The sequence below is a fragment of the Pseudomonas sp. R4-35-07 genome, from assembly GCF_003852235.1.
Taxonomy (GTDB): domain Bacteria; phylum Pseudomonadota; class Gammaproteobacteria; order Pseudomonadales; family Pseudomonadaceae; genus Aquipseudomonas.
In genome coordinates this window covers 1,126,256-1,149,465 of sequence record NZ_CP027732.1, presented here as the reverse complement: position 1 = coordinate 1,149,465, position 23,210 = coordinate 1,126,256, and the positions used below count along the sequence as shown (strand labels likewise).

The 23,210-nt window shown below is 57.6% G+C and carries 18 protein-coding genes; 4 read left to right on the top strand and 14 right to left on the bottom strand.

Features of this window, described 5'->3' with window-relative positions:
* Positions 1–182 precede the first annotated feature (182 nt).
* The 3 genes from C4J89_RS05125 to C4J89_RS05115 form a co-directional block, all read right to left on the bottom strand.
* Positions 183–998, bottom strand: a complete 816-nt coding sequence (locus tag C4J89_RS05125) for a response regulator (RefSeq protein ID WP_124413908.1) — start codon at positions 996–998, stop codon at positions 183–185.
* Positions 999–1,225: 227 nt separating this feature from the next.
* Positions 1,226–2,500 carry a CynX/NimT family MFS transporter gene (locus tag C4J89_RS05120; protein ID WP_124413907.1) on the bottom strand — a complete coding sequence of 425 codons (1,275 nt, stop codon included), beginning with the start codon at positions 2,498–2,500 and terminating at the stop codon, positions 1,226–1,228.
* Complete coding sequence (locus tag C4J89_RS05115; protein WP_124406339.1) at positions 2,490–3,149, bottom strand: FadR/GntR family transcriptional regulator; 660 nt, start codon at positions 3,147–3,149, stop codon at positions 2,490–2,492. Before C4J89_RS05115 ends, C4J89_RS05120 begins: the two co-directional genes overlap by 11 nt.
* Before the next feature lie 244 nt (positions 3,150–3,393).
* On the opposite strand from C4J89_RS05115, the gene C4J89_RS05110 reads away from it, so the two are divergent.
* On the top strand, positions 3,394–3,882 hold the full coding sequence (locus C4J89_RS05110; protein ID WP_124413906.1) for a type II toxin-antitoxin system MqsA family antitoxin: 489 nt from the start codon (positions 3,394–3,396) through the stop codon (positions 3,880–3,882).
* 60 nt (positions 3,883–3,942) lie between these two features.
* On the opposite strand, the gene C4J89_RS05105 is transcribed toward C4J89_RS05110, so the two are convergent.
* The 4 genes from C4J89_RS05105 to C4J89_RS05090 all read right to left on the bottom strand — a co-directional run bounded on the left by C4J89_RS05105 (position 3,943) and on the right by C4J89_RS05090 (position 8,112).
* A complete protein-coding gene (locus C4J89_RS05105; RefSeq protein ID WP_003171943.1) occupies positions 3,943–4,707 on the bottom strand; it encodes an amino acid ABC transporter ATP-binding protein in 765 nt (254 codons plus the stop codon).
* An 11-nt stretch (positions 4,708–4,718) separates the two neighbouring features.
* Positions 4,719–5,816: an amino acid ABC transporter permease gene (locus C4J89_RS05100; RefSeq protein ID WP_124361406.1), complete on the bottom strand. Its 1,098-nt coding sequence runs from the start codon at positions 5,814–5,816 to the stop codon at positions 4,719–4,721.
* A 10-nt stretch (positions 5,817–5,826) separates the two neighbouring features.
* Positions 5,827–7,008 (bottom strand): amino acid ABC transporter permease, encoded by a 1,182-nt coding sequence (locus C4J89_RS05095; protein ID WP_124413905.1) that lies wholly within the window; start codon positions 7,006–7,008, stop codon positions 5,827–5,829.
* A 72-nt stretch (positions 7,009–7,080) separates the two neighbouring features.
* Positions 7,081–8,112: an amino acid ABC transporter substrate-binding protein gene (locus C4J89_RS05090; RefSeq protein ID WP_048723770.1), complete on the bottom strand. Its 1,032-nt coding sequence runs from the start codon at positions 8,110–8,112 to the stop codon at positions 7,081–7,083.
* Positions 8,113–8,457: 345 nt separating this feature from the next.
* On the opposite strand from C4J89_RS05090, the gene C4J89_RS05085 reads away from it, so the two are divergent.
* Complete coding sequence (locus C4J89_RS05085; protein WP_124413904.1) at positions 8,458–9,114, top strand: alpha/beta hydrolase; 657 nt, start codon at positions 8,458–8,460, stop codon at positions 9,112–9,114.
* Positions 9,115–9,209: 95 nt separating this feature from the next.
* Positions 9,210–10,676, top strand: a complete 1,467-nt coding sequence (gene rhlB, locus C4J89_RS05080; protein ID WP_124361403.1) for an ATP-dependent RNA helicase RhlB — start codon at positions 9,210–9,212, stop codon at positions 10,674–10,676.
* A gap of 116 nt (positions 10,677–10,792) precedes the next feature.
* Here the strand turns inward: rhlB and C4J89_RS05075 are convergent, their stop codons facing one another.
* The 7 genes from C4J89_RS05075 to C4J89_RS05045 all read right to left on the bottom strand — a co-directional run bounded on the left by C4J89_RS05075 (position 10,793) and on the right by C4J89_RS05045 (position 22,086).
* Complete coding sequence (locus tag C4J89_RS05075; RefSeq protein WP_124413903.1) at positions 10,793–15,661, bottom strand: RHS repeat domain-containing protein; 4,869 nt, start codon at positions 15,659–15,661, stop codon at positions 10,793–10,795.
* A gap of 98 nt (positions 15,662–15,759) precedes the next feature.
* The gene (locus tag C4J89_RS05070; protein WP_124413902.1) at positions 15,760–17,742 is read right to left on the bottom strand and encodes a hypothetical protein; all 1,983 of its coding nucleotides are present in this window, start codon (positions 17,740–17,742) and stop codon (positions 15,760–15,762) included.
* Positions 17,743–17,967: 225 nt separating this feature from the next.
* Positions 17,968–18,414, bottom strand: coding sequence for a molybdopterin synthase catalytic subunit MoaE (gene moaE, locus C4J89_RS05065; protein WP_124361400.1), 447 nt, complete (start codon positions 18,412–18,414; stop codon positions 17,968–17,970).
* Between the two features lie 2 nt (positions 18,415–18,416).
* Positions 18,417–18,659: a molybdopterin converting factor subunit 1 gene (moaD, locus tag C4J89_RS05060; protein ID WP_124361399.1), complete on the bottom strand. Its 243-nt coding sequence runs from the start codon at positions 18,657–18,659 to the stop codon at positions 18,417–18,419.
* Positions 18,656–19,129: a cyclic pyranopterin monophosphate synthase MoaC gene (gene moaC / locus C4J89_RS05055; protein WP_124361398.1), complete on the bottom strand. Its 474-nt coding sequence runs from the start codon at positions 19,127–19,129 to the stop codon at positions 18,656–18,658. The genes moaD and moaC overlap by 4 nt, the downstream gene beginning before the upstream one ends.
* A 96-nt stretch (positions 19,130–19,225) precedes the next feature.
* Positions 19,226–20,620, bottom strand: coding sequence for a PhoH family protein (locus C4J89_RS05050; RefSeq protein WP_057724660.1), 1,395 nt, complete (start codon positions 20,618–20,620; stop codon positions 19,226–19,228).
* Positions 20,621–20,961: 341 nt separating this feature from the next.
* Entirely contained in the window at positions 20,962–22,086 is a 1,125-nt protein-coding gene (locus tag C4J89_RS05045; RefSeq protein ID WP_124413901.1) for a polysaccharide deacetylase family protein, read from the bottom strand.
* A gap of 132 nt (positions 22,087–22,218) precedes the next feature.
* Here C4J89_RS05045 and yaaA point away from each other — a divergent pair, with 132 nt between their 5' ends.
* The gene (gene yaaA, locus C4J89_RS05040) at positions 22,219–22,998 is read left to right on the top strand and encodes a peroxide stress protein YaaA (protein WP_124413900.1); all 780 of its coding nucleotides are present in this window, start codon (positions 22,219–22,221) and stop codon (positions 22,996–22,998) included.
* Positions 22,999–23,210: the final 212 nt, after the last annotated feature.

The following is a 23,210-nucleotide window of genomic DNA, read 5'->3' as shown; positions in this document are numbered from 1 at the left end:
ATTGCAACTTGAATCAGCGCAAAATACCTCCGCCGGCATTCATCAACAACAGCTAACAAAGCGTCACTTGCAGCCACACCCAATGTTCTGTACCAGCTAAGTTTTTGCCTACAAAACAACAGGAAAACACCTACAGTCAAAACCAGCTCACTCGGAAACGAAAAGCCCTTGCAGGCGCGGATTCAGAGACGGGACAAGTATTCGAGATAAACGCACAAACGTGCCTGGAACAGCTCCAGTTGCACCGAGTGGGAAGCAACATCGCCGGACCGGACCTGCTCGATCAATTGCGTGGCAGTGGACTCGAGGTCGCTGCCGCCCAGAAATACCAGGCTACCCACCAGGCGATGCAGGCGCTCGGCAGCCAGTGAGGCGTTCAGCGTTGAACGGGCGTGGCGCAAGACGCGATAGTCTTCCCAGGCTTCCACCAGCAGGCCTTCGAGCAGTTGATCGACGATCGCGTCGCTGCCAAACGTCGCGACAAGCGTGGCGCGGGTTGGCCAGCCAGGGGCTGGCGCAGTCTCCTGGTTAGCTTGCGGACCATCACTGCCAGGCAACCAGTGCAGCAGCACGGCGTGCAGTTGTTCCAGGGTCAGTGGCTTGAGCAGCCAGGCATCCATGCCCGCTTCGCGACAGCGCCGGGGGGTATCGTTTTGCAGGTTGGCGGTCAAGGCAATGATCGGTACTCGCCTCAATCCGTGGTCGTGCTCATGCTGGCGAATAGCGCTGGCCATGCTGTAACCATCCATAAACGGCATCTGGCAATCGCAGATCACCAAATCAAAGGGCCGGCGGGTAAACGCCTCCAGCCCCATGAACCCATCGGCGGCCAACTCGTACCCCAGGCCCAGCTTTTGCAACATCCAGCCCAACAGCAGCCGGTAGGCTGAATGATCCTCCACCACCAGGATATTCATGTGCTGCCAATGAAACGGGGGGACAACCGGCGGATCTGGTGTGCGGTTCGCTCCCGCGCTTGAACCTTGCGGCGAAACCATCACTACCTCTTCATAGCTATTGATCCAGCGGCAACCTGTGACACTGATGCAATCGCCATGAGGGCCCAGTGCAGGAATGATTGCCTAATCCTGTTGGGCGTTATCGGCCGGAAACAGATAACCTTTTGAGTGATTGAAAGCCGATACAACAACTACGAAAAAGCCACCATCCACTGGCAGCGCATTGGAGTGGCGTGCCATGCAGGCACTGTCGAAAGTGTCTGCCTTTAGACTTTCTCGCTGGTGACGTTTACGTAGCGTGCACGACCGGCGCCAAGGCCCGCGATAATCGCGCCGAGTCCGATCACGGCGAAGATCCAACCGATCGCCGCCCAACCGCCAGTCCAGTCATGCACCAGGCCGACCGCAAACGGGCCCATCGACGCGAGGGTGTAGCCAATGCCCTGGGCCATGCCTGACAGGTTGGCGGCGACATGGGAATCCCGGGAGCGCAGCACGATCAGGGTCAGCGCCAGGCTGAAGGTGCCGCCCTGCCCCAGGCCCAGCAGAATCGCCCAGCCCCACAGGCCATCGAGTGGCGCATACAGGCAACCGAACAGACCGCCGAGCGTCAGCAGCATCACCACCACGATTGCCAGGCGCTGGTCCTTGCCGCGTGTGGCCAGCCACGGCGCGGCCAGGGAACTGAACAACTGCAGGATGATCGAGCCCGACAGCGCCAGCCCGGCCTCGGTGGCGCTCAGGCCGCGACCGATCAGAATCGATGGCAACCAGCCGAACACGATGTAGGCCAGGGAGGATTGCAGGCCCATGTACACGGTGACCTGCCAGGCCAGCGGGTCGCGCAGCAAGCCCTTGACCCGGTAAGCCGCCTGATGGGCGCTGTGTTTCTGGCCCACCTGAGGCAACCAGAACAGCGCCGCCACCAGGGCCGGGACCATCCAGAAGCCCAGGCCGATGGCCCAACTGCCCGCGAAATAATGGCTCAAGGGCACGGTCGCGCCAGCAGCCAGGGCCGCGCCCAGGCACAGGGCCATGGAGTAGACACCGGTCATGGCGCCGGCCTGCCTGGCGAAATCACGCTTGACGATGCCCGGCAGCAACACACCGATGATGCCGATGCTCGCACCGGCCAGCAGGCTACCGGCGAACAGCCCGAATTCTCCGAGAGAACTGCGCAGGATGATGCCGCCGGCGAGTGTCAGCAGAATCCCCAGGACCACGCGCTCGGCGCCAAAACGCCGGGCCAGGATCGGCGCCAGCGGCGCGAACAGCCCCAGGCACAGCACCGGCAAGGTGGTCAGCAAACCGGCCCTGGCCCCCGACAAACCCAGGCTGGCGGACACTTCGCTGAGCAGCGGCGACAGGCTCGACAACGCCGGGCGCAGGTTCAACGCCACCAGGACCAGGCCGAGCAGCAACAGCCACGGCCGGCTGACCACCGGCTCGTGCTGCTGGACCAGCTCGTCGTTGGCTTCGGCATCGATCAGCAGTTCTTCCAGTTCGGTTGCACGTTGCTTGTTTGGGGTTTCAAGGTTCATTGATCAACTGCCGGCAGAGGGATTTGGCGCGTTCCGGGTCTTGGTGTTCCACGGCGTCGAGCAGGGCTATATGCAGGTCGAACACGGCCTGGCGACGCGGCGAGGTGTTCAGGGTCTGGCGCAGTTGGGCGCCGACGATGCTTGAAAAATAAAGGTACAGCTCGCTTAGGGCCGGGTTGTGCGCCGCGTCCACCAAGCGTTGGTGGAACACCAGGTCGGCGCTGATGTAGGCCTCCAGTTCACCGTGATACAACGCGGCGCTGGCCTGGAGGGCTTGGCGTAGCGCGACGAGGTCGTCATCGCTACGGCGCAACGCCGCGAGCCCGATGGCTTCCACTTCGAGGATCTGCCGCGTTTCCTGCGCCTGTTCCAGCGAGCAATGGGACAACGCACGCATCGCACCCAGCGGGTCGGTCATCGAACGCAAATAGCTGCCATCGCCCTGGCGGATTTCGATCAAGCCGGAAAACGCTAATACACGCATGGCCTCTCGTACGGTGTTGCGGCTGATGCCCAGCTCGGCAGACAGCTCCGGTTCGGTGGGCAGGCGTTCGCCGATGGCCCATTTTCCTTCGGTTATACGCCAGCGCAACTGCTCCAGGGCCTGGTCTACCAGGGAGCGTTTGATCAACGGGGCGATGTCTGTCATGAGCTTTACGCTTTCGTCCAATCATAGGATGAATTTTCCTACAGCCTATTCGGAGTTGCCTACAAAGGCAACGCACTAGGATTTTCAGGCAGGAAAAAGAACAGAATTTTCGATTGGTAAAATTACCCTCAGAGGGTAATTATTGGACTTAGGTGTCTTATGGAAAAGTACACACCTCATTACTCAAGGTCACTTACTGCTCTGGCAGTAACCCACCGGTGATCTCCTTCAAAGGGATGAACCCATGAAAACCCAACAATGCTGTATTTGCGGTGCCCCAGACGCCATGACACGCTTTGAAGGCCGCAGCGAAACTCTGCGCATAAAAGGCATGGAGCGGCGCATTGATGATCTTTCGGGCTGGGAATGCCAAGTTTGCGAGGACGGCATGTACGACCCCGACAGCAGCGAACGCCATGCCAAGGCAGGTGATGACCTGCTCCACGCCGCCCGGCGACTGATGGGCGTCGAACTGAAGCGTATTCGCCGCAAGCTGCATCTCACGCAAAAAGAAACCGTGCAATGGCTGTCCGGCGGTGGGCACAACGCTTTTTCACGCTACGAACGCGGCGAAATAACACCGCCCAAACCACTGATGGTGTTGATGCGACTACTGGATCGTTACCCGCACTTGCTCACCGACGCCAAGGAACTGGCCGAGGGCGCAGACCTGCGCAACGCCTTTACCTACACCCTCAATAACGAAACGCCAGACGCCCTCAAAGCCTCTTGATCCTCCAAACACTAAACCCGGCACCAAGGCCGGGTTTAGTGTTCAAGCATCATCCATCCATCAATGCAGAATCTGGCTCAAGAACAGCTTGGTCCGGTCATTCTGCGGGTTGTCGAAGAAGTCATTCGGCGCCGCCTGTTCGACGATCTCGCCCTTGTCCATGAAGATCACGCGATTGGCCACGGTGCGGGCAAAGCCCATTTCGTGGGTCACGCACAACATGGTCATGCCGTCTTCGGCCAGGCCGATCATGGTGTCGAGTACTTCCTTCACCATTTCCGGGTCGAGGGCCGAGGTCGGCTCATCAAACAGCATGATTTTCGGCTTCATGCACAGCGCGCGGGCAATCGCCACGCGCTGTTGCTGGCCGCCGGACAGTTGCCCCGGAAACTTGTGGGCCTGCTCCGGAATGCGTACGCGCTCAAGGTAGTGCATGGCGATTTCTTCGGCCTTGCGCTTGGGCATCTTGCGCACCCACATCGGCGCCAGCGTGCAGTTCTGCAAGATGGTCAGGTGCGGGAACAGGTTGAAGTGCTGGAACACCATGCCGACTTCACGGCGGATCGCCTCGATCTGCTTGAGGTCGTTGGTCAACTCCACGCCATCGACCACGATGCGGCCCTGCTGGTGCTCTTCCAGACGGTTGAGGCAGCGGATGGTAGTGGACTTGCCCGAACCCGACGGGCCGCACAACACGATACGCTCGCCTTGCTTGACGTTGAGGTTGATATCTTTCAACACATGGAACTGGCCGTACCATTTGTTGACGCCCTGCATCTGGATAATGCCTTCAGGGCTCACAGGCTGTTTGATCGCTTCGCTCATCACATCAACTCCTAACGCTTGTGGCCTGTGTCGAGCTTGTGTTCCAAATGAATGGAATAGCGCGACATACCAAAACAGAAAATCCAGAACACCAGGGCGGCGAACACATAGCCTTCAGTGGCCATGCCCAGCCATTTGGGGTCGGCGGCGGCTTGCTTGACGCTGTTGAGCAGGTCGAACAGGCCGATAATGATCACAAGGCTCGTGTCCTTGAACAACGCGATAAACGTGTTGACGATGCCGGGGATTACCATCTTCAAGGCTTGCGGCAGGATCACCAGGCCCATCGAACGCCAGTAACCCAGGCCCATCGCTGCGGCCGCTTCGTACTGGCCCTTGGGAATCGCCTGCAAACCACCGCGCACCACCTCAGCCACATAGGCCGACTGGAACAGGATCACGCCGATCAACGCCCGCAGCAGCTTGTCGATGCCCATGCCTTCAGGCAGGAACAACGGCAGCATCACCGAGGACATGAACAGCACGGTGATCAACGGCACGCCGCGCCAGAATTCGATGAAGGTCACGCAGACCACACGAATGGCCGGCATGTTCGAACGCCGTCCCAGCGCCAACATGATGCCCAGGGGCAAGGCGCCGGCGATGCCGACGGTGGCGATCACCAGGGTCAGCATCAGGCCGCCCCATTGGCTGGTCGCCACGTTGGTCAGGCCGAAGATCCCGCCATGCAGCAGGAAGAACGCGATGATCGGGTACAGCACCAGAAAGCTCAGGCCGTAGACCGCCTTGCGTTGAAAACGCGAGATGAACAACGGCGCCACGCCGACGATGGCCAGCCATACGGTGAGGTCCACGCGCCAGCGCAGGTCGCCGGGGTAGTAGCCGTACATGAACTGCCCGAAGCGCTGTTGGATGAACACCCAGCAGGCGCCCTCCTTGGTGCAATCGGCGCGCGTGGTACCGACCCAGTTGGCGTCGATGATCGCCCAGCTCAGAATCGGCGGCACCACCAGGTAGATCAGGTAGAACGCCAACAAGGTCAGCAGGGTGTTGAGCCAACTGGAAAACAGGTTGGCGCGCATCCATGCCATCGGCCCGAAGACTTTGCTCGGCGGCGGCATATCAGGTTTGAACGTATGCGAACTCATGCAGGTTTCCTCACCGCTCGATCAGCGCAATGCGCTTGTTGTACCAGTTCATCAGCAGGGAAATGCTGATGCTGATCGCCAGGTACACGCTCATGGTGATGGCAATGACTTCGATGGCCTGGCCGGTCTGGTTGAGCACCGTGCCGGCAAACAGCGAAACCATTTCCGGGTAACCGATACCGGCGGCCAGCGACGAGTTTTTCGCCAGGTTCAGGTATTGGCTGGTCAACGGCGGAATGATCACGCGCAACGCTTGCGGGATGATGACTTTGCGCAACGTCGGCCCGGGGCGCAGGCCCAGGGAACGCGCCGCTTCGGTCTGGCCGTGGCTGACGGACTTGATGCCCGAGCGCACGATCTCCGCGATAAACGCCGCGGTATAAACCGTCAGCGCCAGGGTCAGTGCCAACAGTTCGGGAATCAACACCCAGCCGCCAACAAAGTTGAAGCCTTTGAGCTCCGGCATTTCCCAGTGCAGCGGCGCGCCGAAGATCAAGGCGCACAACGCCGGAATCACGATGAACAACGCCAGGCCCGCCCAGAATTTATGGAAAGGTACGCCGGTCGCTTCAAAGCGCTTGTTGGCCCAGCGCGCCATCAGCACGATTGCCACAATCGCCACCACGACGCTGACCACAAACGGCCAGAACCCGTCAGCGGCAAGCGCTGCGGGCATATTCAGGCCACGGCTGCTGACAAAGAAGGTATCGCCGAAGTTGTGGCTGTTACGCGGCCCCGGCATGGTCAGGAACACCGCGAAGTACCAGAACAGGATCTGCAGCAGCGGCGGAATGTTGCGGAACACTTCCACATACACCGTCGCCAGCTTGTTGATCATCCAGTTCGGCGACAGCCGCGCCACGCCAATGACGAACCCGAGCAGGGTCGCCAGGATCACGCCGATAAAGGTCACCAGCAGGGTGTTGAGCAAACCGATCACAAACACCCGGGCATAACTGTCCGACTCGGTGTAATCGATCAAATGCTGCGCAATGCCAAAGCCGGCACTGCGCTCAAGAAAGTCGAACCCCGAGGTGATGCCCCGGTGTTGCAGGTTGGTCTGGGTATTGTTGAAGAGGTACCAGCCCAGCGAGACCACCGCCACAATGGTGATGATCTGGAAGAGCCACGCACGCACTTTGGGATCGCTGAAGCTGAGCTTCTGCTTGGGTGCGCCGATTTGATTTTGCATGAAGTGCCCCGCAAAGAATGGAACAGAACATCACCCGGCGGTTGGCCCACCGGGTGACAGAACCATCAGCGATCAGCGCACAGGAGGTGCGTATTGAATGCCGCCGGCGTTCCACAGGGCGTTCAGGCCACGGTCGATTTCCAGCGGGGTGCTCTTGCCCAGGTTGCGCTCGAACACTTCGCCGTAGTTACCGACTTGCTTGACGATCTGTACGACCCAGTCTTTCTTCACTTTCAGGTCTTTGCCGTACTCGCCGTCAGCACCGAGCAGACGCGCGACGTCCGGATTCTTGGTGGACTTGGCTTCAGCTTCGACGTTTTTCGACGTGATGCCGGCTTCTTCAGCGTTGAGCATGGCGTAGCCAACCCAGCGCACGATGGCCAGCCACTCGTCGTCGCCATTACGCACGACCGGGCCCAGCGGTTCCTTGGAAATGGTTTCCGGCAGGACCACGTAGTCCTTCGGCGCGGCCAGCTTGCTGCGCTGGGCGAACAGTTGGGACTTGTCGGAGGTCAGTACGTCGCAACGCCCGGACTCCAGCGACTTGGCGCTTTCATCGGAGGTGTCGAAGGTGATCGGGGTGTATTTGAGGTTGTTGCCACGGAAGTAGTCGGAAACGTTCAGCTCGGTGGTGGTACCGGCCTGGATGCAAATGGTTGCACCGTCCAGTTCCTTGGCGCTTTTCACGCCCAGCTTGTTGTTAACCAGGAAGCCGATGCCGTCGTAGTAGGTGATGAAGCCCGGGAATTTCAGGCCCATGCCCGCATCGCGGGAGCTGGTCATGGTGGTGTTGCGCGACAGGATGTCGACTTCGCCCGATTGAAGCGCGGTGAAACGCTCCTTGGCGTTCAACTGGCTGAACTTGACCTTGGTTGCGTCACCGAAAACGGCGGCGGCCACGGCGCGGCACACGTCAGCGTCGATCCCGAGGATCTTGCCGCTGGCATCCGGCACCGAGAAACCCGGCAGGCCGTCACTCACGCCACATTGCACGAAGCCTTTCTTCTGCACGGCATCCAGGGTGGCGCCAGCTTGGGCAAAACCACTGACACCCAATACAGCGGCCGCGGTCACGATGGCCAGGGTGGATTTCAATACCTTCATTCAAACCTCCAGTTGCTCTTGTTGTGTCGGAGCTCCAACCTCAGCGCACCCTTATGAGGCGATATCGACCCGTGTTGGCTTTTTTTGGGGTCGAGCAGCATGAGATTTTTGCGGTAATTCCAGTTGCTTTCCCACAAGCGGCAGTCACTGATAGTGTTACCGCCCTAGGAGAGTTCTGACATCGACCTACACATAGCAAGGCCCGTACCAGAGTGCTGGCTGAGCCGCTGATGGCGATGTTCAATGGCAAAAGATTCACCCTTGCGACATTCTCTTAACAGATCAACCTGTCGCGCACCGTTCCGACGCACTCAATCGGAGCGCCCGCACAGCTATGGAGCAGACATGACCGAACCCTTGATCCTTGAGCCCGCCAAACCCGCAGATGCCTGTGTTATCTGGCTGCATGGCCTGGGCGCCGATCGCTACGACTTCCTGCCGGTAGCCGAAATGCTGCAGCAAACTTTACTGACCACCCGCTTCGTTTTGCCCCAGGCGCCCACCCGTGCGGTGACGATTAACGGTGGCTACGAGATGCCGAGTTGGTACGACATCAGGGCCATGAGCCCAGCCCGTTCCATCAGCCTGGAAGAACTGGAAGCGTCGACCACAATGGTCACGGATTTGATCGAGGCGCAGAAGAGAACCGGGATAGACGCTTCGCGGGTTTTCCTGGCGGGCTTTTCCCAGGGCGGAGCAGTGGTTTTCCACACTGCGTTTAAACAATGGCAGGGCCCGCTGGGTGGCGTGATCGCCCTCTCCACTTATGCGCCGACCTTCGACGATGAGCTGGAATTATCCGCCAGCCAGCAACGCATCCCCGTCCTGTGCCTGCATGGCCAGTATGACGAGGTGGTGCAAACCGCCATGGGCCGCAGCGCCTACGAGCATTTAAAGCACCGTAGTGTCACCGTGACATGGCAGGAATACCCAATGAGCCACGAAGTGTTACCCGAAGAGATACGCGATATCGGCACCTGGCTGACCGAGCGCCTGCGCTGAAACCCGCGTTGATGTAGTTGTATGACAGACGCACTACGCCGCGCCCGATTCTTGCATTACACTGGCCGGCGTACATTCCTTAACCAATTAATGAGATGACCGTGCTCAAAGCACTCAAGAAGATGTTCGGCAAAAGCGAGGCTGAGCCGCTCGCGCCTGTTCCCAGTGCTCCCGCTCCCAAGCCCGGCAACCGCAATGACGCTAGGCAGCCCGAGCGGATCGCACCTGCCGCCGCACCGAAAACAGCCTCGGTGACGCCGCCCGAACAGGCCGAGCCCGCAGAGATCCTCGCCGCACCTGTCGCCAAACCACGCCGCGAACGTGCGCCCAAGCCGCCCGTGACGCCGTGGAAACTCGAAGACTTCGTCGTCGAGCCCCAGGAAGGTAAAACCCGCTTCCATGACTTCAACCTGGCCCCGGAACTGATGCACGCCATCCAGGACCTGGGCTTCCCGTACTGCACGCCGATCCAGGCGCAGGTGCTGGGCTTCACCCTCGCCGGCAAAGACGCTATCGGCCGTGCCCAGACCGGCACCGGCAAGACCGCCGCGTTCCTGATCTCGATCATCACCCAACTGTTGCAAACGCCGCCGCCGAAAGAGCGCTACATGGGCGAGCCGCGCGCGCTGATCATCGCCCCTACCCGGGAGCTGGTGGTGCAGATCGCCAAAGACGCTGCCGACTTGACCAAGTACACCGGCCTCAACGTGATGACGTTTGTCGGCGGCATGGACTTCGACAAACAGCTCAAGCACCTTGAGGCCCGTCATTGCGACATCCTCGTCGCGACCCCAGGCCGCCTGCTCGACTTCAACCAGCGCGGCGACGTACACCTGGACATGGTCGAAGTGATGGTGCTGGACGAAGCCGACCGCATGCTCGATATGGGTTTCATCCCACAGGTGCGTCAGATCATTCGCCAGACCCCGCCAAAGGCCGAGCGCCAGACCCTGCTGTTCTCCGCGACCTTCACCGAAGACGTGATGAACCTCGCCAAGCAGTGGACCACCGACCCGTCCATCGTCGAGATCGAAGCACTCAACGTCGCCAGCGAAAACGTCGAGCAACACATCTACGCCGTGGCCGGTGCCGACAAGTACAAGCTGCTCTACAACCTGATCAACGACAACGGTTGGGAGCGGGTGATGGTATTTGCCAACCGCAAGGACGAAGTGCGCCGCATCGAAGAGCGCCTGGTGCGTGATGGCGTCAACGCCGCGCAACTGTCGGGCGACGTGCCGCAGCACAAGCGCATCAAGACCCTGGAAGGCTTTCGCGAAGGCAAGATCCGCGTGCTGGTGGCCACCGATGTGGCGGGCCGCGGGATCCACATCGACGGCATCAGCCACGTGATCAACTTCACCTTGCCGGAAATGCCGGACGACTATGTGCACCGCATTGGCCGGACCGGTCGTGCAGGCGCTGCCGGTGTGTCGATCAGCTTTGCCGGGGAAGATGATTCGTATCAACTGCCGTCGATCGAGGCGTTGCTGGGGCGCAAGATCAGCTGCGAGACGCCGCCGACGCACCTGCTGCGGGCAGTGGAGCGCAAGCGCCCTTAAGCTCAAATGCGGTAAACCATGTGGGAGCGCGGGTTACCTTGCAGCGTGCGGGCTTGACCGAGGCGATGTTGTCGCCCCGGCACCTGGATTGATTGCGCGCATGACGCACTGCTGGGTTAACCCTGATACAACGCCCCAATGATAGGCTCGCGAATGCGCGATGCCTCGTCTCTGAATGCCTGGTAGTAGCCAGCACTGCTGCTTGGCATATCGACCACCCGGCTAAACGTGGCTTGCGCTTGGGGCTGGGCCGAAGCGCCCCCACTGCTCGCCTCCGGTCGGGGCGTGGCTGGCGACTTGCTTCTACTTTCGATCGATCGGCCAAGGTTGGTAAATCTTAATACCGCCCGGGTACTCCCAAACATCTGACTAAATGGGGTGACGCCCCCTTTATCAGTGAACTTGTAGCTCAAGCCCAGCATGCGCTGGCGCGCCGCGAATAACGCACTGCCGATGGGCGTCTGCTTCAGGTTGCCAACACCGGAAAACTTTGCAGCAGAGTTATAAGCCATGTGCGCTGAGGTATAAGCTCCGCCTACACTCACCACCAACGAGGCAATAGAGAAGCCGAGGGACGCCCAACCCAGCCTACTGATGTGATGCGAACGATCCCAACCCATTGCTTTATCGACCTCAGCAATAGTCAGCCCTGTGACACCCAACGTTCCGCTTACAACACCGAGCCCCGCTCCGACGGTCATCGCTGCCTTGGAGGCGATGACCCATGCTGCTGCGGCAGCCGCAGCCGTAGCTGCAGCCGCAGCAGCGGCGATTGCCGTGCCGGCTAAAGTTCCTGCAACGGCTGGCGCTGCAACCGCCGTCGCCGTTGCTAAACCTGCGGCTAGCCCCATGGCGACAGATTTGGCCCCATACGCCGCTACCGCTGCCGCAAGACCGACTGCCCCAAACCCAAGCGTTACCACCGACAGCGCCAGTGCTACCCCGGTTAACGCCCACTTCAACCAACTAGGCCACATCCCATTTGGGTCAACCAGGTTGATCGGGTTACAAGCACAATAGCCATAGCTATTGTCCCCCCCCTCCTCAAATGGGCTCAACGGATCAGGCTGCAAGAACATCATCATCTCAGGATCGTAGGCACGTAGACCGTTGCCCAAAAAGTAGAGATTGATTGCCGCATCCAACCGCTGACCGTTGTATGCCGGCAGTTGCAAATCGGCCATGGTGCGCGTCTTACCGTCATCAAGGGGGATTTTGGCATCACCATAGGGCGTGTAGTGACGACGCACATGTGCCTGGCCCGGGGACGAAATTTCACGGACGCTGCCAGCGGCATCGTTCAGATACAGTTGCGTACCGTCCACCCCGCCAGTACGCGCCATCACCTGATCTGCACCGTCGAAATAGCGAATTTTTTTATTACCCTCTACCAGGGTATCGAGGCGATCACCGGCATAGACCAACATCACAGGCGGCTCATTGCTGCGAGAAGCAACGACCTGACGGGCTTCGGCGTCGTACCGATAGCTGTATTTGAAGGTATCGCCCTGCACCGCAGTCAGTTGCTCGAAACCGTCATAGCAATAGACCTGTCCTGCAGGGCTCACCTGCAAGTTGCCCGCGGCATCATAGGCTGCGGTGAAACCCTGTACCGGGTGAGTGTGGGTCAAGCGAGTCATTTGGGTCGGGTCGGTGCCGGTAAAAAAGCGCTCGCAGATATCCTGGGTGCAATCAGCAAAAGTGGTCACCACCTGAGTGATGTTGTTGAGGCTGTCAAAGCTGAAGTCTTGCCCGGTAATGGCGCGCCCCAGTTGATCCTTTGGATGCTCAAGGCCTTCACAACGATAGGTCTTGAGCCGCAGATAGGCGTCATAGGTGAAGGTCTCGCCGATCACCACCCGTGAACTTGCATCCCGAAGAAACCGGGTCGCCAGCATACTGTTGGTGTGATACGTGCTGGTCATCACCTGAAACAACGCACCGCTTTGCTCAAAGCGGCGCTCGGCTTCGCGCCCCAGCGCATCGTAAGTCACCTTGGTAACAACCTGCATGCTGCCAAAAGTGGATGTCAGACCATGGGGCCGGCCGAGTGCATCGTAGTCCTGCGCTATGACCATGGAGCCAGTCGTCATCTTGGAGAACCGTCCGTGGGCATCGTATTCAAGCACGCTGCGCTGGCCATCGGCAGCAGTCTGATGAAGCAGGCGCCCGCCAGGGGAATAACCATACTGTGACGTTAAGGTGGTTCCGTCGGCTGTTTGAACATCCTTTTCGGTATAACCGTTGGCATCCCGAAAGAACTCATGAATCAGGCCGCTGGTCTCCGAACGTGTCAATACGCCGTTAACCGGGTCATGCCGGTAGGTACACACAGGGAGCCCTGTCATCTCAATCCGATTCGCCACGTCCAACTCTTTGTCATAGGTCAGGCTCTGATGATTTCCACGCGTGGACGTCATAGCGACCGGCTCACTCCACCCCGCCTCGTATTCCCAAGTCGTGGCCGGTCCCGTGCCTCGCACCTGGCTGGTCATTCGGCCCAGGCTGTCGTAAGAACGAGCCCCCAGTCGCTTGCCGTCGATAGAGACCGCACTGGCCAGTTCACTACTGGTGCCCGGCGCATAGTCAGTTTTACGCAGCCGTTGCGGGGTACCGTCCACAGGTTTTTGAAGAGCCGTCAGTAGCCGGCCATAGGCATCGTAGGTAAATTCGGTGAGATTTTTGCTGACGTCTACCACCGACAGGCACTGGCCGAGGCCATCGTAGGCGCGCGACTCCACTTCGACCTTATTGTTGTTAGCATCGATGCGCTCCACCTTTATCGGTTGGTTATGCGCATTGAAATAGCTGATCAGGCGTTCACCGCCTACAACGCCCTCCTCCGTAAGATTGAGTAGCGGGTCGTACTCATTGATCTCTACACGGCCATCGGCATGAGTGGTGCGGCTGGGATTGCCCCAGCGACTGTAGGCATAGGCGCTTTTCAAAGAGCGTTGTCCGTCGCCCAGGTAGTCGATATTGACCACTTCCACGGTTTGCCCAAGCGCGTCATACCACCACGTTCCGGTGGCCCGTTCCTGGTCCTGGTTCGGGCCAATCAGTTGGGCTTCGGACACTTGGCGGCCAGCGCCGTCATAGTAGGTAATGGCCTTATTACCTTGTGCATCCGTGGTGATCAGATGGGCACGTTTGGTCTGCGTCGCAAAATGATAGGCGTAACCTCGACTGGCTTGCTGCGGTTTTCCACGGGAAACCGTTTCTTGCGTCAACCGGCCACTGACATCAAACGCCAGGTCCAAGGTGCTGCCGCCATCCCGCGTCATCGACAGCAACCGCCGATTAACCAGCGAAAGCGTCCTCTTCGCCTCAAGCCATTGCCCCTCGCGCCCCTTCAGGCGCCGGGTTTCCACAAGGTTGTCACCTGAGACGGTGTAACTGAAATCACTGACCAACGCCTGCCCGCCAATCGTACTGGTGCTGCTCTTAAGACGGCCAGCCAAAGCGACAGGCGTGTCGTAGTAGCTTTGCTGCATCGCAAACACACCGGCCTGGTTGCTTGACTGTTGGAGGACGAAGTAGCTACTGCCTGTCGGCGGCACACGGGTATGGGTGTACTCCGTGAGCCGTGCTGCCGGCGTGCCACCCGCCGGGACAAGACGCTCTTGCTTGACGTAGCGCACAAACAATCCACGCGGGTCGGCAGGGCATTTGCCGCTTTCGCCAGCCATGGGGTAATAGGTGTAGTCGACGCGAACCCCGGACGCCTCGGTACGGCTTAGCTCATTACCGTAGTCGTCGGTCTGGATGGCTACCGTCACCTCCCTTGCGGTACCACCTGCCACCAGTTCGTAACGCGTGGTAATGGACTTGGGTAGCTGGAGATTGGGCGGCTGTGCGGGAAACAGGCCAGGTACTTCGTTATAAGCAATGGTTTGGGTGGTTCGAGTCCCTTCGCGCAGGACCCGCTCTTCGGTCATCAAATGAAATTTGTTGTAGGTGGTGCGGGTAACGCTCAGTACCGCATTGTTGGATGCAGCATCAATACAGGTTTCGTCTGTCCAGTATGAATAGGCACCACTCACCAGGTATAAATTGTCTTCTCCTTCGCGAAAGCCACCAGAAAAAGGATAACCGGTAAAATTCTTGCTGGGGCTGTAGTCATAAGTGCGGGTCATCATCGGCTGGTTGCTGGCGGGTATGTGCTCCCACTGTTCAACCCTTGGAATATATTGGCTGTTACTGTAGGCGTGCCCGTTCTCGGCATAGGTAATCCGCTCCTCGCCTCCCATCGGTGAGCGCACATTGTTCATGGCCATCAGGCCATTGCGAAATACAGTGTAGATAAACGCAAAACTCGCGCTACCGACAGTACCATTGCGATCATAGGGCGCTGTAACCTCCGTCAGACGATCATTGTCATACGTAAACCGGACGCGTGCATAACGACCACCATCGACCCGGGTATCGACCATCGACAATCTGTTACTCGAGTAGGTCAATATCAGCAATTCATTGCCATTTTGATCCAGAATACGCTCAAGGAATTCACCCAAGTCATAACAAAAACGCAAGCTCTCGCCGTTTTCAAATTGTATGGTATTGATGCGATAGGGCACGTTGCTGGCATGACGCTTCAAAATCTCAATCGTGCCATCTTTATAGATCACATGAAGCGTTTCGGCGTCCGGTCGCTTGACCACCAGGTCTTTGAGTTTGTAATCCTTGATCACCAATGTCTCGCCCACGGGAGGCAGGCTCTGGGTTTGAAACTGTTCGCCATCAAGCAACGAGAGCCTGGAACGGTTGACATCAAACTCGGTATTACTCATATGCCAACCCGTGCCATAACGCCCGCTTTCGGAGTTGAGCATGGAGAACAATAGACTGACGTCCCGGCTCACCTCCAAGGGTCCCTGTGGCGATAACGTCGCCAGTCGAATCTGACAAGTGTACTGGCCAGTACGTGGATCAACCGAGCCTGCTAAATAGGATTGGAAATTAAAGGCATTAGAGTAGACGTTCATAAAACACCTCTCACGCTTAATAAACTCAGCGCACTGACTTAAGTCATGTACCTAGAAAGAGCCAGCTTAACCTGAGAGCGCATCACCGGCATCGCAGATCAAAAATCTTTCAATAAAATACGCGTCCCGTTTTCGTGCATCTCGAGTCGATACACATGCTCACACCCATGGTTATCCCATAGACGCCAAGGAGTATGTGTATCACCAGTAGTAAATGTAGTATTTTTCACCTGCAGTCTTACAGCACGCATCATCGTATTGTGTTTGTTAAACGGTATATATGGGTTTGTTCCATCTCCGCCCCCATAAATATGCCTATGAACATCCTTCATTCGGATCCTCAGCTCAGGACTATCTTTAGTGACCAGAACTCCTGCCTTAAGGTAGCGTTTTACAGCACTATGATATGTCGACCAACACGTTGTAAAGTAATCACCCTCGTTATCCATTGATAAAGGTCTATCAAGACCTTTATTGACAAGGAACCGCAACGTGGATGGCAACAACCAGTAGTAAATATCACAATCAGCAATTTCATCATTGTAAGCATCCAGATCGGGAAATGAAATCAACTCAGCAGCTTTTACTGTATAGGGCCTTGTAGGGGTAATAGTCACATACTCTCCGCCACTGGAGTGGTATGTTGTATAGACCTTTCCATCGACGACTATCCGTGCCATAAACCGCATCGGTTCAATCGGACGACTTGGATCGACGCGCATATATCGATCAATTATTTCAACCAGAGGCCCAGGCCCTGCGTAATCCATGCCGGCAAGTTTCTCAGGATCGTTTTTTTCCGAACCTCGGGTCCAAAGACCCGAATCATAAATATTCTTTGACGTATCACAGCTCCAACCCGACGGAAGTGCTTGACCATCATTCACCGAATAAAGTGTTACTGTTGCACTGTTACACTCTGCTCGAGTCAAGGGTACGGCTCGCCAAGTACCATCCGGCAGATATTCCTCCTTAGTAGCCTCAATCAAAACCTTACATTGATGGCGACCATTGGCATAAAGGGCATTACTGGTGGGGAGACCATCGGGAAATATAATTTTGAAATTTCTAATATTAGTTTCAGGCCGAAACTCATAATCCTCTAAACGCAAACCGCCACCAGCACCATTCGGCACCAGAAAGAACCGGTGAATATTTCCAAAATTATCCATCAAGCTCCATGTGCTATTCGAATCGCGTGTAACGTCAACTTTCAAAGCGAGAGAGTGTGCAATTATAGCCCTCATAATTGTCGGCCGCATATCAACCCGGACAGGATAATTGTAAACCGGATAACCATAAGGCTTAAATATATCCTCCCGCATAACGGGCGAATGTTCCTTATTAATAACTACACCACCCTTATGGGGAATGCTATTACCCTGCTTAGTATAAGCGTAGCTCGTCTGAAAGTGATCGCCTTCGTACTGCATATTCAACGATCTATCAAGACCTTCTTGTGCAACAAATACTACTCCTGCCGGAGGCATCCAGTAATATACCGTCGCATAAAAATCTGAGGCCGAAACTGCGCTATGTCTATATTCAATCAACTCACTCACAGATAGTCTAAATGGCATTACTGGCTGAAGGGTAACCGAAGAATCAAAGCAGCTATTCTCCGCCGACAATCGGGTTGTATAAACCTGACTATCCACAACCATATACGCTACAAAAGTGACCGCATCCAAGGGCCCTTCTTGCGAACTGAACCGCAGATAACGAGAAACCCTCTGAACCAAGGTACCTGGATTATAAGCATCAGGTTCCGAACCCACTTTTTGTTCACGCTCCCACAATCCTTCGCTATAAATATTTTTTTTATCATCACACCGCCAACCACTAGGTAGTGACTGCCCATCGTCTGAAAAAAATGGAGCCACTCTCACACTCGCAATTTCCTCATTAGTTAACTCGGTACGTTGCCACACCCCAGCGTTGATTTGACATTCCTTTATGACTTCAACAACAACCTCACTTTGATGCCGTCCATTAGCATAAAGTTTATTGGTAAACTGCGAGCCATCCGGGCATGTAACCCTGAAATGGGAAAGTCTGGACAGTTTAGTCGTCTCAGTCATCTTCTTTCTCCCTGGTATTTTCAATTTCTATGAAATACAACCGGAGGCATAATTACTCAACCCAGGCTGGTTACTCCTAAAGAAAAAACCTATGCCGACAAGAGTAATTAAGTCTTAAAAGAAAATGACGAACAACTGTCAGATTTGACAGTTATGCAGAACCCTTTGGCCTAAGCCTGAGTGTTTTATAGCCTAAATAGAGTTAACAGTTGACGATGTTCACCCCTACCAACGATCCGCCGCCACATGATCACTGTCCCGCCCTTCCACCCAGCGCGGCCCTTCACTGGTGTTTTCCTTTTTCCAGAACGGCGCGCGGGTCTTCAGGTAGTCCATCACAAAAGCACAGGCGTCGAACGCGGCCTGGCGGTGGGCACTGGCGGCGGCTACAAAGACAATGGGCTCGCCGGGTTCCAGGGCACCGATGCGGTGCAGCACCTCCAATTTGAGCAGCGGCCAGCGTTGCTCGGCCTCGACGGCGATCTTGGCCAGTGCCTTTTCGGTCATGCCGGGATAATGCTCCAGGAACATCCCCGCCACTTCGCGGCCATCATTGAAATCGCGCACATAGCCGACAAAGCTCACCACCGCGCCCACGCCCACATTGGCCGCATGCATCGCGTTGACTTCGGCGCCCGGATCAAAGGCTTCGACCTGCACACGAATGGCCATGTTCAGCCTCCGGTCACGGGCGGGAAAAACGCGATTTCGTCACCGGCCTCGACCGGCTCGTCGAGATTGCACAGCTCTTCGTTGCGCGCACACATCAGACTCGCCTCGTTGAGTACTGCGAACTCCAGGTCAGCGGCCAGTGCCAGGCGCACGGCATCAACGGTGGCAAACTCACCTTCCATTTCCAACGAATCAAAGCCCACCGCTTCGGCATATCGCGCAAAAAACAGTACGTTGATACTCATTGCTGGTCCGCCTTGAAATGCCCGCTTTTACCGCCAAGCTTTTCCAGCAGGCGAATACTTTCGATGGTCATGCCCCGGTCCACGGCCTTGCACATGTCGTAGATCGTCAGCGCTGCGACGCTGGCGGCGGTCAGCGCCTCCATCTCCACGCCGGTCTGGCCGGAGAGCTTGCAGCGCGCCAGGATGTACACGGCGTCGGCACCGTCGGCACGCAGTTCGACCTTGACGCCGGTAAGCATCAGCGGGTGGCACAGAGGGATCAGGTCACTGGTTTTCTTTGCCGCCTGGATCCCGGCGATGCGGGCCACGGCGAACACGTCGCCCTTGGGATGGGCGCCGTCGACAATCATTTGCAGGGTGCCGGGCAGCATGCGCACCCGCGCTTCGGCCACCGCTTCGCGGAACGTCACGGCTTTGTCGGTGACGTCGACCATATGGGCGCGACCTTGGGAATCTAGATGAGTCAGCACAGAGCCTCCTTGAGGCAGCAAAAAAGCTACAAGCTGCAAGCGGCAAGTGAAAAGCTCACTGGACCAACTTGCAGCTTGTAGCTTAAAGCTTGCTACTCAGAGATGCGACTCTGCGTATTCGGCCAGGATCGAACGTGGCACCCCTTGCAGCGCGATGTGCACGCCGTTCGGGAAGTCTTTGAAGCGTTCCGTCAGGTAGGTCAGCCCGGAGCTGGTCGCGGACAGGTAAGGGGTGTCGATCTGCGCCAGGTTGCCCAGGCACACCACTTTGGAACCAGCGCCGGCACGGGTGATGATGGTTTTCATCTGGTGCGGGGTGAGGTTCTGGCATTCATCGATCAAAATCAGGCTCTGCTGGAAGCTGCGGCCTCGGATGTAGTTGAGGGATTTGAACTGCAACGGCACTTTGCTGAGGATGTAGTCGACGCTGCCATGGGTGTTTTCGTCGTCCATGTGCAAGGCTTCGAGGTTGTCGGTGATCGCCCCCAGCCATGGCTCCATTTTTTCTGCTTCGGTGCCGGGCAGGAAACCGATTTCCTGGTCCAGGCCCTGCACGCTACGGGTGGCGATGATGCGGCGATAGCGCTTGGTCACCATGGTCTGTTCGATAGCAGCGGCCAGGGCCAAGATGGTTTTGCCCGAGCCGGCGGCGCCGGTCAGGTTGACCAGGTGGATGTCCGGGTCGAGCAGCGCGTACAGCGCCAGGCTCTGGTAGATATCGCGCGGTTTCAGGCCCCAGGCTTCCTGGTGCAACAGGGGTTCCTGATGCAGGTCGAGGATCAGCAGCTTGTCGACCTGGATCTCTTTGATCCAGCCCACGAAGCCCTGCTCGTCGACGATGAATTCATTGATATGCACGGCCGGCAGGTTGTCGATCAGTTGCACTTGGTGCCAGGTGCGGCCATGGTCCTGGCGGGTCTCGACCTTGCTGACGCGGTCCCAGAACGAGCCGGTCATCATGTGATAACCGCGCGACAACATCGACACGTCGTCAACCAGTTGGTCGGTGCTGTAGTCCTCGGCCGCGATCCCACACGCTCGGGCCTTGAGGCGCATATTGATGTCTTTGGTCACCAGCACCACGCGCAGGTCCTTGTCGCGCGCGTGCAGGTCGATCAATTGGTTGATGATCTTGTTGTCGTTAAGGTTTTCCGGCAGCAGGCTGTTGGGCTCGTTGCGCTTGCTCATCAGGATCGACAGCAAACCCTTGGGCCCGCTTTTGCCGCGCTGGATCGGTACGCCGACTTCAACGTCCTCGGGCGAGGCTTCACCCAGGGTCTTGTCGATCAGGCGGATGGCCTGGCGGCATTCGGCGGCGACGCTGTGGTGGCCGCTTTTGAGTTTGTCGAGTTCCTCCAGCACGATCATCGGGATGGCGACATGGTGTTCTTCAAAATTAAGCAGTGCGTTTGGATCGTGAATCAGTACGTTGGTATCAAGCACATAAAGGATTGGCTGGTCGGAAGAAGGGGTGCGTCCATGATCATCCATACTCGGTCACCTTTGTGGGAGCCAGTCGACGCAATACCTGGGCGGTGCTGCGCCTCGATTCGACCACCGACCGCAGCTTGAGTGACGTCAAGTGCGGTGCCCACATGAGGAGTCTTGGAAGACGCCACCTGTGTTGCAGGGTTCGGCGATCTGACTTCGTAATACCGCAAAACCCATGACAGGAAAAAGCACTTTGACGCTTTTTTGAAGTTTATTTTTCAGGATGACGAATAGCACTAGCCGAGTGCCAGGCAGGCCGTTAAAGTCGGAAGTCCGCCTGCTGCGAAATGTCGCAGCAAATCACCCCGAAAATGCCTCTCACCCAGCAGGGCCGGGCATTTTCAGCGAAACGCCTCGCGGCAGTCCTGCCAACCCAGGCCACTTTGCGCCGTTGCCTGCAACAGCAGCGGCAATGCCACTCGCGCCTTGTCCTGGGTGTCGTGAAACACAATCACCCCTTTGCGCCACAACAGCATCAGCGTCAGCACCCGTTGCGCCGATTCCTCGGCCTTGAGCTTGCCCGGATCGTCCTGGGAGTCGATGTCCCACAACGCCACCTGCAGACCTTGCGCCTGAAAGAACCCCTGGCTGTCCGCACGGCGCTGCCCGTAAGGCGGCCGGAACAGCGGCACATAGTTTTCCGGCAGCAGGTTCTGCACCAGGGATGCGCTGCGGATGATCGAGTCTTGCCAGTCGACCCAATGGCTGTGGGAGCGATATTGCCAGCCCTGGCTGCCCACGCACTGCCCCTGGTACAGCGCCTGCACATCGGCCGCCGAGCTGCGTTCCACACGGGTCTGCAGGCTGCTGCCGAGGGCGAAGAACGTAGCGTTCATCTTTTGCTGGCGCAGGTAGTCGGCGAGCCAGTCGGTATTGCCGCCGACCGGTGCCGGCCCGCCGTCGAAGGTCAGCAGGAACATCCGGTCATTAAGCTCGTCACCATTGCGTTCATGATCACCGAAGCGCGCGACTTCGCTGCTGATCTGCGGCAACAACGCGGCCTTGCGCAGCAGTTCGTCCAGATAGCGCCCATGGAACTGCCGGCTGGGGGCGGCCCAGCCTATATAGAAAGAGTTGTCACTGACCTCGAATTTGCCGGCCTGCTCGCGCAGATCGTCCATGTTTTCCACCAGGTAGCAGAACGAGGCGTCTTGCTCACAGCTCTGCTGGGCAAACGTGTAGTTCTCCAGCAAACGCTGCCAAAGCTGGCGGCGCAGGTCGTCGATGGCCGCCAGGTTGATGATCTTAAGCCCCAGGCGTTGCTTGAGCGCGGTTTCATCCTGGGCTTCGCTGAGGATCAAGCCATGGGCAAACATCAGGATTTCCGCACGCGAGGCGACGTCGAACAGCGCCGGGCTGCTGAGTTTTTCCGGCCAGGTGCCACGGTCGAGGCTGGCGACATCAACCGGCGCGGCCTGCACGTTCAGGCACCACAGGCACGCCGTCACAAAAAGCGCTAATCGCACTTGGGGTCTCCCTCTCCAGAGTTGCCGGCCATCATAGCGGATCGCGCCTATCACCATCATAGGTGGAGTCAAACCGCCCCAACCCCTAGAATCGCAGCCACGCTACACGCCACGATTTCTGGAGCCAACTTCATGCTGATGGTGATTTCCCCCGCCAAGACCCTCGATTTCGAGTCCAAGCCGGTAACCCCGCGCTTCACCCAGCCGCAATACCTTGATCACTCCCAAGAACTGATTGAGCAACTGCGCGAACTCAGCCCGGCGCAGATCAGTGAGTTGATGCACGTGTCCGACAAGATCGGTGGCCTCAACGCCGCCCGGTTCGGCAGCTGGACGCCCGCTATCACGCCGGCCAATGCCAAACAGGCGCTGCTGGCGTTCAAGGGCGACGTGTACACCGGCCTCAACGCCGAAACCTTCAGCGACGCCGACTTCAGCTACGCACAGGATCACCTGCGCATGCTTTCCGGCCTGTACGGCCTGCTGCGCCCGCTGGACCTGATGATGCCGTATCGCCTGGAGATGGGCACCAAACTCGCCAACGCCCGTGGCAAGGACCTCTATGCCTTCTGGGGCACGCGCATCAGCGAGTGGCTCAATGAGGCGCTGGCCGAACAAGGTGACGATGTGCTGCTCAACCTGGCGTCCAACGAGTATTTCTCGGCGGTCAAGCGCACGGCCCTGAACGCACGAGTCATCAACACCGAGTTCAAGGACCTGAAGAACGGCCAGTACAAGATCATCAGCTTCTACGCGAAAAAAGCCCGGGGCATGATGAGCCGGTTTGTGATCCAAGAGCGGATCAACGACCCAGCCGGGCTCAAGCAGTTCGATGCACAGGGTTATCGCTTCAATGCGGAGCAGTCCAAGCCGGACAACCTGGTGTTTTTACGCGATCACGCACCGGAATAAGGCCAGCCAGGCACTGAGGACCAAATGTGGGAGGGGGCTTGCTCCCGATGGCGGTGGATCAGTCAACTTTTTAGAGACTGACACCCCGCTATCGGGGGCAAGCCCCCTCCCACATTTTGTTCTGTATTCCAAATGAGAATCGTCATTTATTTGGCGCCAGAAAAACTTCCAGACACAACTCTAACAATTTCTTCACTCGACACTCGTCGGTT

Excerpts from the sequence above, each read along its gene's own strand:
- C4J89_RS05125 (WP_124413908.1), bottom strand. The coding sequence starts at position 998 with ATGGTTTCGCCGCAAGGTTCAAGCGCGGGAGCGAACCGCACACCAGAT.
- C4J89_RS05120 (WP_124413907.1), bottom strand. The coding sequence starts at position 2,500 with ATGAACCTTGAAACCCCAAACAAGCAACGTGCAACCGAACTGGAAGAA.
- C4J89_RS05115 (WP_124406339.1), bottom strand. The coding sequence starts at position 3,149 with ATGACAGACATCGCCCCGTTGATCAAACGCTCCCTGGTAGACCAGGCC.
- C4J89_RS05110 (WP_124413906.1), top strand. The coding sequence starts at position 3,394 with ATGAAAACCCAACAATGCTGTATTTGCGGTGCCCCAGACGCCATGACA.
- C4J89_RS05105 (WP_003171943.1), bottom strand. The coding sequence starts at position 4,707 with ATGAGCGAAGCGATCAAACAGCCTGTGAGCCCTGAAGGCATTATCCAG.
- C4J89_RS05100 (WP_124361406.1), bottom strand. The coding sequence starts at position 5,816 with ATGAGTTCGCATACGTTCAAACCTGATATGCCGCCGCCGAGCAAAGTC.
- C4J89_RS05095 (WP_124413905.1), bottom strand. The coding sequence starts at position 7,008 with ATGCAAAATCAAATCGGCGCACCCAAGCAGAAGCTCAGCTTCAGCGAT.
- C4J89_RS05090 (WP_048723770.1), bottom strand. The coding sequence starts at position 8,112 with ATGAAGGTATTGAAATCCACCCTGGCCATCGTGACCGCGGCCGCTGTA.
- C4J89_RS05085 (WP_124413904.1), top strand. The coding sequence starts at position 8,458 with ATGACCGAACCCTTGATCCTTGAGCCCGCCAAACCCGCAGATGCCTGT.
- rhlB (WP_124361403.1), top strand. The coding sequence starts at position 9,210 with ATGACCGTGCTCAAAGCACTCAAGAAGATGTTCGGCAAAAGCGAGGCT.
- C4J89_RS05075 (WP_124413903.1), bottom strand. The coding sequence starts at position 15,661 with ATGAACGTCTACTCTAATGCCTTTAATTTCCAATCCTATTTAGCAGGC.
- C4J89_RS05070 (WP_124413902.1), bottom strand. The coding sequence starts at position 17,742 with ATGACTGAGACGACTAAACTGTCCAGACTTTCCCATTTCAGGGTTACA.
- moaE (WP_124361400.1), bottom strand. The coding sequence starts at position 18,414 with ATGGCCATTCGTGTGCAGGTCGAAGCCTTTGATCCGGGCGCCGAAGTC.
- moaD (WP_124361399.1), bottom strand. The coding sequence starts at position 18,659 with ATGAGTATCAACGTACTGTTTTTTGCGCGATATGCCGAAGCGGTGGGC.
- C4J89_RS05050 (WP_057724660.1), bottom strand. The coding sequence starts at position 20,620 with ATGGATGATCATGGACGCACCCCTTCTTCCGACCAGCCAATCCTTTAT.
- yaaA (WP_124413900.1), top strand. The coding sequence starts at position 22,219 with ATGCTGATGGTGATTTCCCCCGCCAAGACCCTCGATTTCGAGTCCAAG.